This is a genomic window from Paraburkholderia phymatum, assembly GCF_038900715.1.
Taxonomy (GTDB): Bacteria; Pseudomonadota; Gammaproteobacteria; order Burkholderiales; family Burkholderiaceae; genus Paraburkholderia; species Paraburkholderia phymatum_A.
Window position 1 is genome coordinate 44,198 of sequence record NZ_JAYMRZ010000019.1, and the last position, 14,022, is coordinate 58,219.

Here is a 14,022-nt window from a genome sequence, read left to right on the forward strand (position 1 = left end):
CGAGTTGACCGCTGAGCAGGAAGAATCATGTTCCCCAAAATCACTTTTTCGGTTCGCAATGCTGGGCCGCTAGTCGCACTCGTGGCGCTCGTCGTGTTCTTCAGCCTGACGGGCAGCAATTTCGCCAGCGTTGCGAATTTCATTGCGATCGTCGAGTCGAGCGCCATTCCCTGTATTGCCGTCGTGGGGCTCACGTTCGTCATCGTCCAGGGCTCCATCGACCTGTCTATCGAGGGCATTGTCTCGTTGTCCTGCATCCTGACGGGTCTCTTCGTCGCCAACTCGGTCAATGCTCACGACAGCCTGGGCGCGGCGCTGATATTGGCGGTGGGAAGCGGTCTGGCCGTCGGGCTGTTCAACGGGATCGTGTATGCAAAAGTAAAAGTGCCTTCGCTGATCGTGACCCTTGGCACCTGGTTTGCCGCCCGCGGCCTGGCAACGATGTTGTTTCCGTCGATGCAGCCGCAGATCAAGGACGCGGCGTTCCTGTCCATCGCACTGGACAAGCACCTCGGCCTGTGTGGAATCGTCTATTGCGCGATTTTCATTGTCCTGGCGGGGCTGGTGATCGAGAAGCGGACCACGATCGGACGCGTGAGCTACGGCATCGGCGGCGACGAAAACCTGTGCAGGCTGGGCGGGCTGCACGTTGACCGGATGAAGATCGCCGTCTTCGCAATCTCGGGTGCGCTATCCGGCGTATGCGGCGTACTGCTTGCAGCACAGCTTGGAGTGGGTAGTTCGCAGGCGGGCGAAGGTCTGCTCTTTCCGTCGATCAGCGGCGCCGTCATCGGCGGCACGCTTCTGAGCGGCGGCAAAGGCGGCATTCTCCAATCGCTGACGGGCGTGCTCATTCTCAATGTTATTCAGAATGGCCTGCTTCAGATCGGTGTTGACCCATTGATCACGCAGGTCGTAGAAGGCGCCACGATCATCCTCGCAGTCATTGGGGGCTCGTGGAGCTTGCGAGAAAAGTTGAGGGTTGCGAAATGACGAACGCAGTCTACGAAGTCAGGAACTTGAGCAAGCGGTTCGGGCCCGTCACGGCACTCGACGACGTGAGCGTGAGCTTGCGCCACAACGAAGTCGTGGGCCTGATCGGCCAGAACGGCTCGGGCAAGTCGACGCTGATGAAGACGTTGGCGGGCGTTCAGCGCCCCGATACGGGAAACATGGTCCTCAGGGGGCAGGCGGTCTCGTTCAGGTCCACGGTCGATGCTGCAAGGAGCGGCGTTGGACTGGTGCATCAGGAGCAATCGCTCATTCCCAATCTGACGGTCGCCGAAAACATCTTCATCGACAAGTCGGCGCCGTATGTCCGCAGGGGCTGGTACAGATGGCGGGAGCTGCTTGATGCAGCGCGCCGGCAACTGGACAAGATCGAGCTCGATATTCGTCCCGAGACGCTGGTGGAAAAGCTCTCGTTCGGGCAGCGCCAGATGGTGGAGCTGGCCAAGGTGCTTGCGCTGGAGGAGCTGATCGAAGAAGACCTGGTCATCATGTTCGACGAACCCACGTCCATGCTGACCTCCAGAGAGATCGACGATCTCTTCAAGCAGATCAACCGCATTCGTTCGCGAGCGTCGATCGTATTTATCAGTCATCGGATGGACGAGGTGCTGGCGCTGTCGGACCGGGTGTACGTAATGAGCGACGGGCGCCGCGTCGCCGAGCGCGAGCGCGGCCAGGTCGATGCGGACGAACTCTATGAGTTGATGGTCGGTAAGCAGCGCAGCACGGTCACACGCGAGGGCGAGGCTTCCCGGTCGTCCAAGCCGAGGCTCGTGCTCGATCGTGCCCGGTTCAACAAAGATGCCGGGCCTTTCTCCATCACCGTCAACGAGGGAGAAATACTCGGACTGATCGGTGTGCAGCGCTCGGGCGCCGAAGTGCTCTGCCGCGGTTTGTTCGGTATCGACGAAGTGACCGACGGTCAAGTCGTTCTCGACGGCAAGCCTTTTCGTCCCGTCACCCCTGCGGACGCCGTGCACCGCGGCGTCGGATATCTGCCGGCGGAGCGCAAGAAGGAGGGGATGCTCGCGGGTATGTCCGTGCTGGAGAACATGACGCTCAGTTTCGGGTTCGACTTCGGATTCGGCGGCTTCATTGCCAACAGATCAAAGGAACACGCGGTCGCCGGCGACTGGGCCAAACGGTTGAAAGTCAAGACGCCGTCCCTTCACGAGGACATCTCGAAGTTGAGCGGCGGCAATCAGCAAAAAGCCGTCCTTGGAAAGTGGCTCATGGGTAAAAACCTGAAGCTCCTGCTGCTCGACCACCCGACGCGCGGTCTGGACCCCGGAGCCCGGGCCGATCTGTTTGAAACCATGCGGCATCTCGCCGGAGAAGGACTTTCGATTGTGTTCATCGCAGATACGCTGGATGAAGTGCTACTCCTCAGCGACACAGTTGCAGTGATGAAAGACGGGCAATTCTCTGAAGTCTTCAGGGACATCAGTCGAAAGAGGCCGACAGAAGAGCAGATTGTGAGGGCAATGGTATGAGACTCAATGAGCTTCCGATCGCGAATAGCGATGCAACCTTGCGCGGTGTCCACGAGCGCAGATATGGTCACGTCAGGCAGATGGCGAGGCGTTTCGCTCCCGCCATCGTCCTTGTGATCATGCTCATGGTCGTGGGCACTATCTCGCCCGGGACATTGTCTCCAGGCTCGCTTGCGTCATTTTCTATCGATGCCGCGCCCCTGTTGCTGCTTGTTCTGGGCAGCACGTTGCCGATCATCCTGGGTGGCATCGACCTGTCTGCCGCCGCGATGGCCAGCATCTCAGGCGTGGTGGTCAGTCTGGCCGCGCCGCACCTCGGCTCATGGGCTGTCCCGTTAGCCGTCGCCCTGGCGGGGCTGGTGGGCGGCGCGCAAGGATATACCCATGCGAAGTACCAGGTTCCATCGTTTGCCATCAGCCTCGGCACGTTGGGACTGCTGTCAGGCCTGGCGCTGTTCGTGACCAAGGCCACAGCACTTCCGGTGGACGGTGATCTCTGGATTATCGACGTGCTTACTGGGTCGCTATTCGGTGTACCCGCTTGCGTGTATCTGGTTGCCATCGTCTGGCTCTGTCTTTCCCTGACGCTCCGGTACTTTCGTTTGGGAAGGCACGTCTACGCGATAGGCACGGCGGAGCGGGCGGCGTCCATGTCGGGTATCGATGCGCTGAAGGTACGAGTCATCGTGTTCGCCATCTGCTCCATGTGCGCTTCGCTGGCTGGTGTCCTTTATGTTTCGCAGACCCTGTTCAGTTCTCCCACGCTTGCCCAGACGATGCTGCTGCCCGCCATCGTCGGCGTAGTGCTGGGCGGCACGTCGATTTCGGGCGGCATTGGCGGCGTGGGGGCGAGCGTGATCGGCGGTATTTCCGCGGCTTTCCTGCGCGTCGGTTCGGTGGTCGTGGGACTGCCACCCACGAGCCAGGATCTGGTGTACGGCATCGTGATCCTGGTGGCGGTAACAGCGACGATCGACCGGCGAAAGATGAGCATCGTGAAGTGAAGGAATGTGGGGCCGCTATCTGCGCTCTGTCAGAACAACTTTTGGATTATCAAACATGAAATTTGTCCGTTATAGCAATGAGGATGGTGAAGGGCTCGCTGTCTGTGTCGATGGAGATTGGCGCGGTCTGCCCGCGAGCGACGCGCGGTTTCCGACGACGCTGGACGAGATGATTCGGAATCCCGAGGCCATGTCGAACGCTTTCGATGTGCTGGCAAGCGCCGGCGAACGTCTGGACATGCAGGACGTAACCTGTCTCCCGCCGATATCCGCGAGCAGAAAGATCATCTGCGTGGGGCTCAATTATCACGATCACTCGGCGGAGTCCGGTTTTAAGCAGCCCGATTACCCGACACTGTTCTTCCGCGTTGGAACCAGCATCACCGCGCACGGCAGCGAAATCGTGAGACCCGCGATCAGCGACTCTCTGGATTTCGAGGGAGAGCTTGCAGCAATTATCGGAAAAGGTGGCAGTCATATCGCCGCGTCGGATGCATACGATCATGTGGCCGGGTATTCGATCTTCAACGATGTGACGGTTCGGGAATTCCAGTTCAAGACACCGCAGTGGACGGTTGGGAAGAACTTCGATGGCACGGGTGCGTTCGGACCATGGTTCGTCACCGCGGACGAGTTCCCGGATGGCGGCCGGGGGCGTGCGCTGGAGACGCGGCTCAACGGTACGGTGATGCAGCGCGCCATGCTCGACGATATGGTCTTCGATGTGCCGTCGCTCATTGAAACAATCAGTCAGGCAATCACGCTCGAACCCGGTGATGTCATCGTTACGGGCACGCCGTCCGGCGTCGGCCACGCACGTAATCCGCGTTTGTATATGAAGCCCGGCGATGTGGTCGAAGTGGAGATCGAAGGGCTCGGCGTGTTGAGCAATACGATCGTTGAAGAGGCCTCGTCGAGGAAAGCGGCCTGAGACGGGTGCCATATGGAAAACCTTGCATCGCGGGAATCGGGTCTTTTGACTGCTCGCGCGGACCGGCTGGGGTCGGTGCATTCCATCGACCGCGTTGTGATGACTGTCCCCGATCTGGCCGAGGCGAAGCGCTTCTTCGAGGCGTTCGGGTTGCGGTGCGATCAGCAGACCACTGATGCGCCTTTGAATATAGGCACTCGTGAGCATCCGCATGTGTGGCTAACGTTGCTTGCCGGCGCGAAGAAGCAACTTCTCTATGTTCGATACGGCGCCTATGAAACCGATTACACCGCCATTCAGGAGAAAGCTGCCTCGCTTCATCTATCGGGCAATGCGCCGCATGAGTGCGCGTCGGCGATTACGGGAACCGGGGGGCTTTGGCTGACGGACCCCGATGGCGTGCAGGTGCAGATAGTGGTAGCGGACAAATCGTCGCCTGACGCCAAAACGCGCGCAACCGAGGGTAAAAGAATACCTGCTGGAAAGGGCGCAGCCCCGAGCAGAAGTACTGCACCCAAGGTGTATCCGCGCTATTTGTCGCACGTGTTGTTCTTCACCGCGGACGTGCAGAAAGCGTTGGATTTCTACGTTGGCGTGTTGGGGCTGCGATTGTCCGACCGGTCCGAAACCGACATTGCGTTTTTGCACGGAGCGTATGGAAGCGACCATCACCTCGCGGCGTTTGTCAAAGCAGACGGGCCGGGTGTGCATCACCTGTCGTGGGACGTCGGGAGCGTGCACGAGGTAGGCCTGGGCGCCGAGCAGATGAGACGGAACGGCTATACGCGCGGTTGGGGCGTCGGCCGGCATGTGTTGGGATCGAACTACTTCTACTACGTGCGTGATCCGTGGGGCAGTTATGCAGAGTACTCGTTCGATATCGACTACATTCCCGCCGATCTCGATTGGCCCGCCGCCAATCATCCCGGTGAGGATTCGTTCTATGTCTGGGGTCCCGAACCGCCTCACGATTTCGCGACCAATTACGAGGTTGCCCGCGAAGCGGGGGCGGCAACGATTGATGCCGGAAAAATCGATTGAATTGAAGGAAGATATTCTCCATGGATTCACCTCAGCCCATGCACCAGGCCTCGATACTGCCGAGTGCGCCGGATTTTTCCCTTGGACACAAGCGCGCACTCGTAACGGGTGCGAGCCGGGGAATCGGCGTCGCCGCAGCTTCATCGCTCTGCGAATACGGCGCGGACGTTAACTTGGTTGCGCGATCGCTGGATGAAACCGAAGTTGTCGCCGACGCATTGCGCAAGCGTGGCGGGCGGGCCCGTGCAGCAAAGCTGGATGTGACGGATCTGGCGAATCTGCCGCATGCCTTGCAAGCAATAGTCGGCGACGGCGAGCCGTTCGACATTCTGGTGAACAACGCAGGAACGAATCGGCCCGCCCCATTCGTGGACGTGACCGTGGACGACTTCGACGCGGTGATGGGTTTGAACGTGCGCAGCGCCTTTTTTGTGGCCCAGTTCGTGGCAGCGGAGTTGATCCGGACGAGACGTACCGGCTCGATCATCAACATGTCATCGCAGATGGGCCATGTGGGTGCGCCGATGAGGACGGTCTACTGCAGTTCCAAACATGCCATTCAGGGCTTGACCAAGGCGATGGCCGTCGAACTCGGGCATCACGGCATTCGCGTGAACGCGATTTGCCCGACGTTCATCGAAACGCCGATGACGCGGGATTTTCTTGCATCGGATGGCTTCAGGCAGGACGTGCTGTCCCGCATCAAGCTCGGGCGTGTAGCGACGCTGGAAGACGTGACGGGCGCGGTGCTGTACTCGCGAGTGATGCATCGGCCATGGTGACAGGCAGTTCGCTGATGGTCGACGGCGGATGGACCGCCGAATGAACACCAGGATTCATTAACCTCAAATCAAGGAAGCGACGTAATGGACATTCGATCGACAAGCACTGTGGCGCCCGTTTCGATGCATGACAACGTGAAGGTCTGGGGACTCTTCCCGAAATTTTCACTGTTCGAGCAGACACGCGGAACGTATCTCGAAGCGATAGAGGAGTGGACGATCGCGCCACATACGAAGGCGACGCCTCACTCGCATGACACGCACGAGTTTTACTACATTCTCGTTGGCGAGGCGGTCGTGCAGATCGAGCAGGAGGCCAGACGGGTCAAACCTGGCGACCTCATCTATATCCCGCCCAAGGTCCCGCACAGTATCTGGCCGACAACGGACGATGGCGTGAGGGCGTTCTCTTTTTCCGTGAGTTATCAGGAGCCCGTGGAACCCGGCTACAAGGACGAAGTGCTCGAGGAAGTTCGTGTTATTGACTGACGTTTTTCATCGTTAGTATAGCGAGACAGTGTTCGCCCGTCGAGCATTGCAGACTTATCCAAATAGCGCAGTTGTGCCTCACGTTTTCGCGGAAAATTTGAACCGGCGGCGCGGGCTGGGGAATCGGTTAATGTTGCCGGAGCAAAACGAACTGATGGCCCGCGATGAGTAAGCTGAAGAGTCTGGAGGAGTTGTTCGTTCGTTGGATGCCATTTTGATCGGGAGATCATCATTCTGTGCGTTCGCTGGTACCTGCGCTACAAGCTCAGCCTTCGCGATCTGCTCGAGATGATGGCTAAACGAGGATTGTCGCTGGCTCACACGACGATTCTGCGCTGGGTGAGGCGTTATTCACCCGAGTTCGTCAAACGCTGGAACCGCTTTGCTACACTTGCGGGTCGCTCGTGGCGTGTCGACGAGACCTACCTGAAGTTTCGAAGCAGGTGGGCATACCGTACCGGGCCGTCGATCGAGCTGGCCAGACGGTGGACTTCATGCTCAGGGTGCGGCCAAAGCATTTTTCAGCAAGGCCATCAAGCGTCAGGGCCAGCCGCCAGAGGCCATCACGCTCGATGGCTATGCTGCCGCGCACCGAGCGGTGCGCGAGATGAAGGTCGATGGTCTGCTGCCTGAAGACACGGGGATCCGGTCATCGAAATATCTGAACAACCTGATAAAGCAGGACCATCGCCACATCAAGTCAAGAACGAACGTGATGCTCGGCTTCAAACGGTTAAGGAAGCGCCGCGACCACCATTTCAGGCATCGAGTTGACGCATCGCATCCGTGAGGGTCAGTTCGATTTCGCGAAGCTCGGCGTCGTGGATGCCGCAGCGCCCGCTGTATGGAATGCCGTTCCCTCAGTTTGATAAGATATCCTACTTATTGTATCCTTCTCAATCGGCTTACCTATTTGCACCAGATCCGGCTGACCTAGGTCGCGGAGATGCACTCGCGCGGTTTCAAGTATGACGATTCGCGGCGGCGGCATCCCATGCCGACATGATATGAGTGATGGCAGTCTCCAGAACGTTGTGACGCACCCCGTCCCGTGCCAGCGTGGGCAGCCCCAACAGAAACGCATCGAATACGGTTGACAGCGCGCGGACGTCGGTGTCGGCTCGCAACTCGCCGCTGTCGACGCCTCGCTGCAGGCAGGCGGTGAAGCCGGCGCGCGTGCGTGCACGCGAACGCGTCAGAGGTTCGATGACCGTTACATGTTCCTCAGAGGGCGCACTCATGACGCCCAAACCAACCATGCAGCCCTTCGGATGCCCGCGTTCGCACTGCATCTTGGCTGAATTGCGTAGTGCGATTTCGATCGCGTCGCGCGGTGTGAGCGTGGTATTCCACAGGCATTCCGTCACTTGGGCATAAGTGGACAGATAACGTTGCACGCATTCCTGGAACAGAGCTTCCTTGGAGCCGAAGGCCGCATAGAAACTCGGCGCAGAAATGCCGCTGGCGATCCCTGCCTTCAATTGGCTCAACGAAGTCGATTCATAGCCGTTCTGCCAGAAGATGTACATCGCTTGCTCGACCGCCTTGTCGCGGTCGAAGGTACGCGGACGTCCCATTGTCGCCATGCCGAACCCCATTGAATGTTCATCACTAAAATACTAATCGATACATAAATCGTTGACAAGATCGTCGTGTCGCGAGTATTGTACCGAAAGATACATATATAGATAAAAGGTTGTGGCTCTACTAGAGCGGTCCGGATTGATAACCCGATAGTTTCAGAGGCCCCGTTATGCGCAGGCAGCGGAAGGCTTTCGCCTAAATATGTACCGAATGATACTTATGTGAGTCTACTGGTGGATCGGCAGACTCATGAAGCTTCCTTCATCGAGAAATAACACCGTGACGAAAACGACTTGTACCGCGGCGCGTCCCATGGCCGACCGACTACCGCTGGCCGCGCTTCTGGCGCTGGCCATGACTGGATTCATTTGCATCATAACGGAGACGCTGCCGGCAGGGCTGTTGCCGCAGATGGCGGCGGGGTTGCAGGTATCGACTTCCCTAGCCGGGCAGGCAGTGACGGCCTATGCGTTGGGTTCGGTGCTGGCGGCCATTCCGCTGACTATCGCCACGCAAGGCTGGCGGCGGCGCAATGTGTTGCTGCTGAGCATCGCGGGTTTCTTCGTCTTCAATTCGATCACGGCACTGTCGTCTAACTATTGGCTGACGCTCGCGGCCCGGTTCTTGGCTGGCGTGTCGGCGGGGCTTGCCTGGAGCCTGCTCGCCGGTTACGCGCGGCGCATGGTGCCGGCGCGTCAGCAGGGCCGGGCCCTGGCGGTGGCAATGGTCGGGACCCCGATCGCGCTATCGCTGGGCGTGCCACTCGGAACCTTACTCGGAACCGCGATGGGCTGGCGCAGCGCATTCGTGATCATGTCGGCGTTGACGCTCGTACTGATCGGGTGGGTATTAGCCAAGGTGCTGGATTATCCGGGGCAAGCCAGCCATGAACGTCTGCCTTTGCTGAAGGTGTTGAACACCGCCGGTGTGCGCCCTGTGCTCGGTGTTGTGATCGCATGGATGCTGGCACACAACATCCTCTACACCTACGTTTCGCCGTTCGTAGCGCAGGCAGGTCTGGCTGCGCATGTGGACCTTGTGCTGCTGATTTTCGGCCTGGCCGCGTTGGTCGCCATCCTCCTCGTGGGCCGTCTGGTCGAACATCATCTGCGCGCCTCGGTGCTGACCAGTTTGGCCGTCTTTGCCGTCGTGTCCCTGCTTTTCGTCTGGTTCGAGCATATGCCGGCCGCCATCTATGTCGGCGTGGCTGTATGGGGACTGACGTTCGGCGGTGCGGCGACGCTGTTGCAAACCGCATTGGCCGATACCGCCGGCGATGGCGCCGACGTGGCCCTGTCGATGAACGTGACGGCCTGGAACGGTGCTATCGCTGGCGGTGGCCTGGTGGGCGGCGTCCTGCTCGATGGTTGGGGTGCATCGTCGTTCCCGCCGGTGCTGGTGGGATTGCTGGCCATCGGATTCGTTATCGCCTGGTTCGCCCGTACGCACGGTTTCAAGCCGGGTTCACGACACGCTCACTTCTAGTCGAGTCTCTATTTGAAGGCTTATGTCGTCAAAGAAGCCGGCTGGCCGGAGGTACTGCGTTTGCAGGAGATCGACGAGCTGGTACATATGCCAAATGGCTGGTTTACAGGTGCTCGCGACGACGCGTAACCCTCAAAAACGCGCCTTGTTGCTGGAGAAAGGTGCGGACAAATGCCTGACTGACGATGGCCGGCTGCATGAAGTGCTGGGGAATGCGCCGCACGATGGAGTGAACGCGGCCATCGAAATCGTCGGGGCCGCGATGCTGCGCGACACCATCCAGGCAGACCGTCCGATCGGGCGCATCGCGATTCTCGGCCTGCTGGGCGGGCGAGAGATCGAGCGCTTTGACGTGTATGGCGATCTACGCAATGGCGTGTCGGTCTCGTATGTGTCGAGCGAGCACATCGGCCGTCCTTATCAACCTATCGAGGATTTCCCCCTGGCGAAGATTGCCGGGGCGTTCGCATTCGACGATCTGTCGCAAGCGCAAGCGCAAGCGCAAGCGCATGCGTACGCGGAATCGAATCAGGTTGCCGGAAAGACTGTGATTGTGCTGTAGGTACTGTGTGTTGTTTGGTTAATAATTGGAGAAATTTTCATGTTTAAGAAGCTGTTGTTATCCATTTTCTACTCGTCCGTCGCGCTGCTCTCGACGCCGACGTTCGCGGCAGACGAATTCCCGGTGCCAGCCGGATTTTCCAGCGAATACAAGACGATCGATGGCGTGCGCCTGCACTATGTCAAGGGCGGCAGCGGGCCGCTGGTTTATCTCGTGCATGGCTTCGGCCAGTCGTGGTACGAATGGCACCAACTGATGCCGGAACTGGCCAGGGATCACACGGTGGTGGCGGTGGATCTGCCGGGCCTCGGCCAATCCGCGGTGCCAACCTCGTATCGCGCCATCGATGTCGCGCCGCTGCTCTATCAGCTGGCCGAGCAGTTCAGTGGTGGCCAGAAATTCGATCTGGTGGCTCACGACATCGGTATCTGGAACACCTATCCGATGTTGGTCCAGCACCAGGGCAACATCCGTCGGGCGGTCTACATGGAAGCGCCGATTCCCGACGATAGCATCTACAAATTCCCGGCCTTCACGCCGAAGGGTGAATCGCTGGTCTGGCATTTCAGCTTCTTCGATGCCGATAACCAGCTCGCAGAAAAACTGATCACCGGTAAGGAGCGCTTCTTTTTCGAGCACTTCATCAAGGTGCACGCGACCAACATGGCCGTCTTCACGCCGCAACTGCTGGATCTTTATGGGAAGTCCTACGCGAAGCCACAGAGCCTGCATGCTGCGTTCGAGTATTACCGCGTGCTGAACCAGGGCGTGATCGACAACAAGGAACTCGCCAGGCAGAAGATCGAAATCCCGATGCTGGCGATTGGCGGTGGCGGAAACGGCGGCATGGGCGAATACGAGAAGCAGGTCGTGAGCAACTATGCGGACCATGTGACCGGGATGGTGCTGCCCGATTGCGGCCACTGGTTGCCGGAGGAGTGCGCGGCTCCGTTGAACGCGGCGGTGATCGAATTCCTCGATGAGCAGTAACGTGAGCGTGCGTCAGTTCTTTCGTTGATTCCCTGGACGAACTGCCGGTCGTAAATCGGCGCCGGTTGCGGTGGTACGTGAGGCGTACCGCTACCTGCTTGCTTCCTGCGCCGGCGCGGTCGATCCTCTGTCGACCAGCGTGATCGGCAGAATGTCATGGCCAGGCGATACAGTCCCGCCATGCTGAATACGCGCGATCAACCTGCGAGCGGCAATGCTCGCCATCATCTCCACCGGCTGACGAATGGACGTTAGCCCGATCAAAGTTGAAGCAGCGAGTGGCACATCGTCGAAGCCGACGACCGACAATTGATCGGGCACGCTGGCCTTTCGTTTTTTGGCCGCATCTAGTACTCCGAGCGCGATAGTGTCGTTGCCAGCAATGATGCCGGTAACCGGCGATGGTGAGTCGAGCATCGAGAGTGCATGGGCATAACCCGAGTCGGTCGTGTAATCACCCCAGCGCACGTGGATCGACGCGCTCGAAGTTCCTGTCTCCGATAACCAGCGTCGAATGCCTTCCAGGCGATCCCGGCTTGTCGATGTATTTTCTGGTCCCATAACCACGCCGATATGGCGATGCCCGAGCGCAAACAGATGCTCGACGGCCATCGCACCTGCACGCGCATTATCGATTTCGACAATGTCAACATTGAGGTTGTCGACTTTTCGCACGACGAGGACCAGCGGGATACCGCGTCGATGCATTTCTGGGACGACGGTCGAATCCAGCGTTGCCGTTGCGAAAATCAGACCATCCAGATAACCCTCGATGAGCGGACGAAAGGCGAACAGGTTTCTCGCATCGTTCATTGGATCGATCACCAGTGTCATTTGATAGCCGACGGACTGAAGTTCGTCGTGCAGGCTTGTCAGCAACTGCGTCATGAAACTGTTGTGCAGTGCGCCCACGACAACACCGATCAACCCGGTTGCCGGCTTGCGAGGTTTTCTGCCAATCGACGGTAAACGGAAGCCCATATCTGCCGCGGTGGCTTGTACCGCCCGTCGCGTTGTCTCGCTGATGGCCGTGTGCCCGCTCAAGGCCCGCGAGACAGTTGATATCGACAGCCCAAGTTTCATGGCGATATCGCCGAGCCGTACGCGATGGGCAGACTCCTGGTCAGTGGATTTAATGGACATGATTGGCTCCTGCTGGATACCGTTTTTTCATGCTGTCTGCGCCGGATTTTCGATAGGGAAAGTCGCTAGCATTTGCATGAGGTTTGCATAGTCCGCTGATGATAAATTCTGTACAACGATCTTTATACGACATCAGATTGTGTACAGATCCAATTGCAACCGGACGGGAAAAGCGATGGCAATTCAATTTCTGAAACATGGCCGTAGCGCCGCGAAAGACGAAGCGAAAGTACGCGACGTAGTGACCGGAATTCTGTCGGACGTGTCGAAGCGCGGCGATGCCGCCGTGCGCGCGTTCTCGGAGCAGTTCGACAAATGGTCTCCAGAGTCCTTCCGTCTCAGCGACGACGAGGTCGCCGCTTGTGTCCGGCGACTTTCGCCGGGTCAGCTCGAGGACATCAAGTTCGCACAGTCGCAGGTCCGCAACTTCGCTCAGGTGCAGCGCGAGGCCATCCGCGATGTCGAGACGGAAACGCTGCGGGGTGTGGTGCTCGGGCACAAGAACATGCCGGTAGATAGCGTCGCGTGCTATGTGCCGGGTGGAAAATTCCCGCTGGTTGCGTCCGCGCATATGGGCGTGGTGACGGCGAAAGTCGCCGGCGTGTCGCGCATTCTGGCTGCATCGCCGCCGGTACAGGGTGAGCCGAATCCGGCCGTGGTCGCAGCGATGCATTTGGGTGGCGCAGATGAGATTTATACCTTCGGCGGCGTGCAGGCGATTGCTGCCATGGCGCTCGGTACTGAATCGATCGACCCAGTGGCGATGGTGGTTGGCCCCGGCAATGCTTTCGTTGCCGAAGCCAAGCGCCAGTTGTTCGGGCGTATCGGTATCGATTTGATCGCCGGTCCTTCTGAGACGCTCGTCATTGCCGACGACAGCGTCGACGCGGAAATGTGCGCGACCGACCTGCTGGGCCAGGCCGAGCATGGCTTCAATACGCCGGCGATCCTGCTGACGAATTCGCTCAAGCTGGCTCAGGAGACCATTGCCGAAGTCGAGCGACTGCTCAAGGTTTTGGCGACGGCCAACACGGCCGGCGTGTCCTGGCGAGACTACGGGGCGGTGATCGTCGTCGATACGGTCGAAGAGATGGTGAGCGAGGCGGATCGCATCGCTTCCGAGCATGTACAGGTGATGACCAGAGATCCGGATTATTTCCTCAAGCACATGAAGAACTATGGCGCGCTCTTTCTCGGGCCAAGGACAAACGTAGCCTTCGGAGACAAGGTGACCGGTACGAACCACACGTTGCCGACGGGTCGCGCAGCCCTTTATACCGGCGGGCTGTGGGTCGGCAAGTTCATCAAGACGTGCACGTACCAGAAAGTCCTCACCGACGAGGCGAGCGCCTTGATCGGCAGCTACTGTTCGCGCCTCTGCGCTATCGAGGGCATGGTCGCGCACGGGGAACAGGCCAATCTGCGCGTTCGTCGATATGGCCACCAGGACGTTCCTTATGCGGGTGTCGCGGGACGATGACTGTAGCGTAGTGACCAACGCTTAGCA

13 protein-coding genes and 1 pseudogene are annotated in these 14,022 nt (G+C 59.0%); 12 read left to right on the forward strand and 2 right to left on the reverse strand.

Features of this window, described 5'->3' with window-relative positions; genetic code table 11:
- The first annotated feature begins 27 nt into the window (after positions 1 to 27).
- From VSR68_RS29325 to VSR68_RS29360, 8 genes and pseudogenes are all read left to right on the forward strand, one after another.
- Positions 28 to 993, forward strand: a complete 966-nt coding sequence (locus VSR68_RS29325; protein ID WP_342943191.1) for an ABC transporter permease — start codon at positions 28 to 30, stop codon at positions 991 to 993.
- The gene (locus VSR68_RS29330; RefSeq protein WP_342943192.1) at positions 990 to 2,504 is read left to right on the forward strand and encodes a sugar ABC transporter ATP-binding protein; all 1,515 of its coding nucleotides are present in this window, start codon (positions 990 to 992) and stop codon (positions 2,502 to 2,504) included. The genes VSR68_RS29325 and VSR68_RS29330 overlap by 4 nt, the downstream gene beginning before the upstream one ends.
- The gene (locus tag VSR68_RS29335; protein ID WP_342943193.1) at positions 2,501 to 3,508 is read left to right on the forward strand and encodes an ABC transporter permease; all 1,008 of its coding nucleotides are present in this window, start codon (positions 2,501 to 2,503) and stop codon (positions 3,506 to 3,508) included. Before VSR68_RS29330 ends, VSR68_RS29335 begins: the two co-directional genes overlap by 4 nt.
- A gap of 55 nt (positions 3,509 to 3,563) precedes the next feature.
- The gene (locus VSR68_RS29340) at positions 3,564 to 4,439 is read left to right on the forward strand and encodes a fumarylacetoacetate hydrolase family protein (RefSeq protein ID WP_342943194.1); all 876 of its coding nucleotides are present in this window, start codon (positions 3,564 to 3,566) and stop codon (positions 4,437 to 4,439) included.
- Between the two features lie 12 nt (positions 4,440 to 4,451).
- Positions 4,452 to 5,480, forward strand: coding sequence for a VOC family protein (locus VSR68_RS29345; RefSeq protein WP_342943195.1), 1,029 nt, complete (start codon positions 4,452 to 4,454; stop codon positions 5,478 to 5,480).
- Positions 5,481 to 5,500: 20 nt separating this feature from the next.
- Positions 5,501 to 6,262 carry an SDR family NAD(P)-dependent oxidoreductase gene (locus VSR68_RS29350; protein ID WP_342943196.1) on the forward strand — a complete coding sequence of 254 codons (762 nt, stop codon included), beginning with the start codon at positions 5,501 to 5,503 and terminating at the stop codon, positions 6,260 to 6,262.
- Between the two features lie 84 nt (positions 6,263 to 6,346).
- Positions 6,347 to 6,751 carry a cupin domain-containing protein gene (locus VSR68_RS29355; protein WP_342943197.1) on the forward strand — a complete coding sequence of 135 codons (405 nt, stop codon included), beginning with the start codon at positions 6,347 to 6,349 and terminating at the stop codon, positions 6,749 to 6,751.
- 225 nt (positions 6,752 to 6,976) lie between these two features.
- Positions 6,977 to 7,620 (forward strand): annotated as a pseudogene (locus tag VSR68_RS29360) (IS6 family transposase).
- Positions 7,621 to 7,713: 93 nt separating this feature from the next.
- On the opposite strand, the gene VSR68_RS29365 reads toward VSR68_RS29360, so the two are convergent.
- Complete coding sequence (locus VSR68_RS29365) at positions 7,714 to 8,349, reverse strand: TetR/AcrR family transcriptional regulator (RefSeq protein WP_342943198.1); 636 nt, start codon at positions 8,347 to 8,349, stop codon at positions 7,714 to 7,716.
- A gap of 298 nt (positions 8,350 to 8,647) precedes the next feature.
- Between VSR68_RS29365 and VSR68_RS29370 the strand changes: the two genes are divergently transcribed.
- The 3 genes from VSR68_RS29370 to VSR68_RS29380 all read left to right on the forward strand — a co-directional run bounded on the left by VSR68_RS29370 (position 8,648) and on the right by VSR68_RS29380 (position 11,372).
- Positions 8,648 to 9,820 (forward strand): MFS transporter, encoded by a 1,173-nt coding sequence (locus tag VSR68_RS29370; protein ID WP_342943199.1) that lies wholly within the window; start codon positions 8,648 to 8,650, stop codon positions 9,818 to 9,820.
- A 94-nt stretch (positions 9,821 to 9,914) separates the two neighbouring features.
- Entirely contained in the window at positions 9,915 to 10,382 is a 468-nt protein-coding gene (locus tag VSR68_RS29375; protein ID WP_342943297.1) for a zinc-binding dehydrogenase, read from the forward strand.
- Between the two features lie 123 nt (positions 10,383 to 10,505).
- Positions 10,506 to 11,372 (forward strand): alpha/beta hydrolase, encoded by an 867-nt coding sequence (locus tag VSR68_RS29380; protein WP_342943200.1) that lies wholly within the window; start codon positions 10,506 to 10,508, stop codon positions 11,370 to 11,372.
- Positions 11,373 to 11,462: 90 nt separating this feature from the next.
- Here VSR68_RS29380 and VSR68_RS29385 read toward each other — a convergent pair whose 3' ends face one another.
- Positions 11,463 to 12,515: a LacI family DNA-binding transcriptional regulator gene (locus VSR68_RS29385; protein ID WP_342943201.1), complete on the reverse strand. Its 1,053-nt coding sequence runs from the start codon at positions 12,513 to 12,515 to the stop codon at positions 11,463 to 11,465.
- Between the two features lie 175 nt (positions 12,516 to 12,690).
- On the opposite strand from VSR68_RS29385, the gene hisD reads away from it, so the two are divergent.
- Positions 12,691 to 13,995: a histidinol dehydrogenase gene (hisD, locus tag VSR68_RS29390; RefSeq protein ID WP_342943202.1), complete on the forward strand. Its 1,305-nt coding sequence runs from the start codon at positions 12,691 to 12,693 to the stop codon at positions 13,993 to 13,995.
- Positions 13,996 to 14,022 lie beyond the last annotated feature (27 nt).

Excerpts from the sequence above, each read along its gene's own strand:
- VSR68_RS29325 (WP_342943191.1), top strand. The coding sequence starts at position 28 with ATGTTCCCCAAAATCACTTTTTCGGTTCGCAATGCTGGGCCGCTAGTC.
- VSR68_RS29330 (WP_342943192.1), top strand. The coding sequence starts at position 990 with ATGACGAACGCAGTCTACGAAGTCAGGAACTTGAGCAAGCGGTTCGGG.
- VSR68_RS29335 (WP_342943193.1), top strand. The coding sequence starts at position 2,501 with ATGAGACTCAATGAGCTTCCGATCGCGAATAGCGATGCAACCTTGCGC.
- VSR68_RS29340 (WP_342943194.1), top strand. The coding sequence starts at position 3,564 with ATGAAATTTGTCCGTTATAGCAATGAGGATGGTGAAGGGCTCGCTGTC.
- VSR68_RS29345 (WP_342943195.1), top strand. The coding sequence starts at position 4,452 with ATGGAAAACCTTGCATCGCGGGAATCGGGTCTTTTGACTGCTCGCGCG.
- VSR68_RS29350 (WP_342943196.1), top strand. The coding sequence starts at position 5,501 with ATGGATTCACCTCAGCCCATGCACCAGGCCTCGATACTGCCGAGTGCG.
- VSR68_RS29355 (WP_342943197.1), top strand. The coding sequence starts at position 6,347 with ATGGACATTCGATCGACAAGCACTGTGGCGCCCGTTTCGATGCATGAC.
- VSR68_RS29365 (WP_342943198.1), bottom strand. The coding sequence starts at position 8,349 with ATGGGGTTCGGCATGGCGACAATGGGACGTCCGCGTACCTTCGACCGC.
- VSR68_RS29370 (WP_342943199.1), top strand. The coding sequence starts at position 8,648 with ATGGCCGACCGACTACCGCTGGCCGCGCTTCTGGCGCTGGCCATGACT.
- VSR68_RS29375 (WP_342943297.1), top strand. The coding sequence starts at position 9,915 with ATGGCTGGTTTACAGGTGCTCGCGACGACGCGTAACCCTCAAAAACGC.
- VSR68_RS29385 (WP_342943201.1), bottom strand. The coding sequence starts at position 12,515 with ATGTCCATTAAATCCACTGACCAGGAGTCTGCCCATCGCGTACGGCTC.
- hisD (WP_342943202.1), top strand. The coding sequence starts at position 12,691 with ATGGCAATTCAATTTCTGAAACATGGCCGTAGCGCCGCGAAAGACGAA.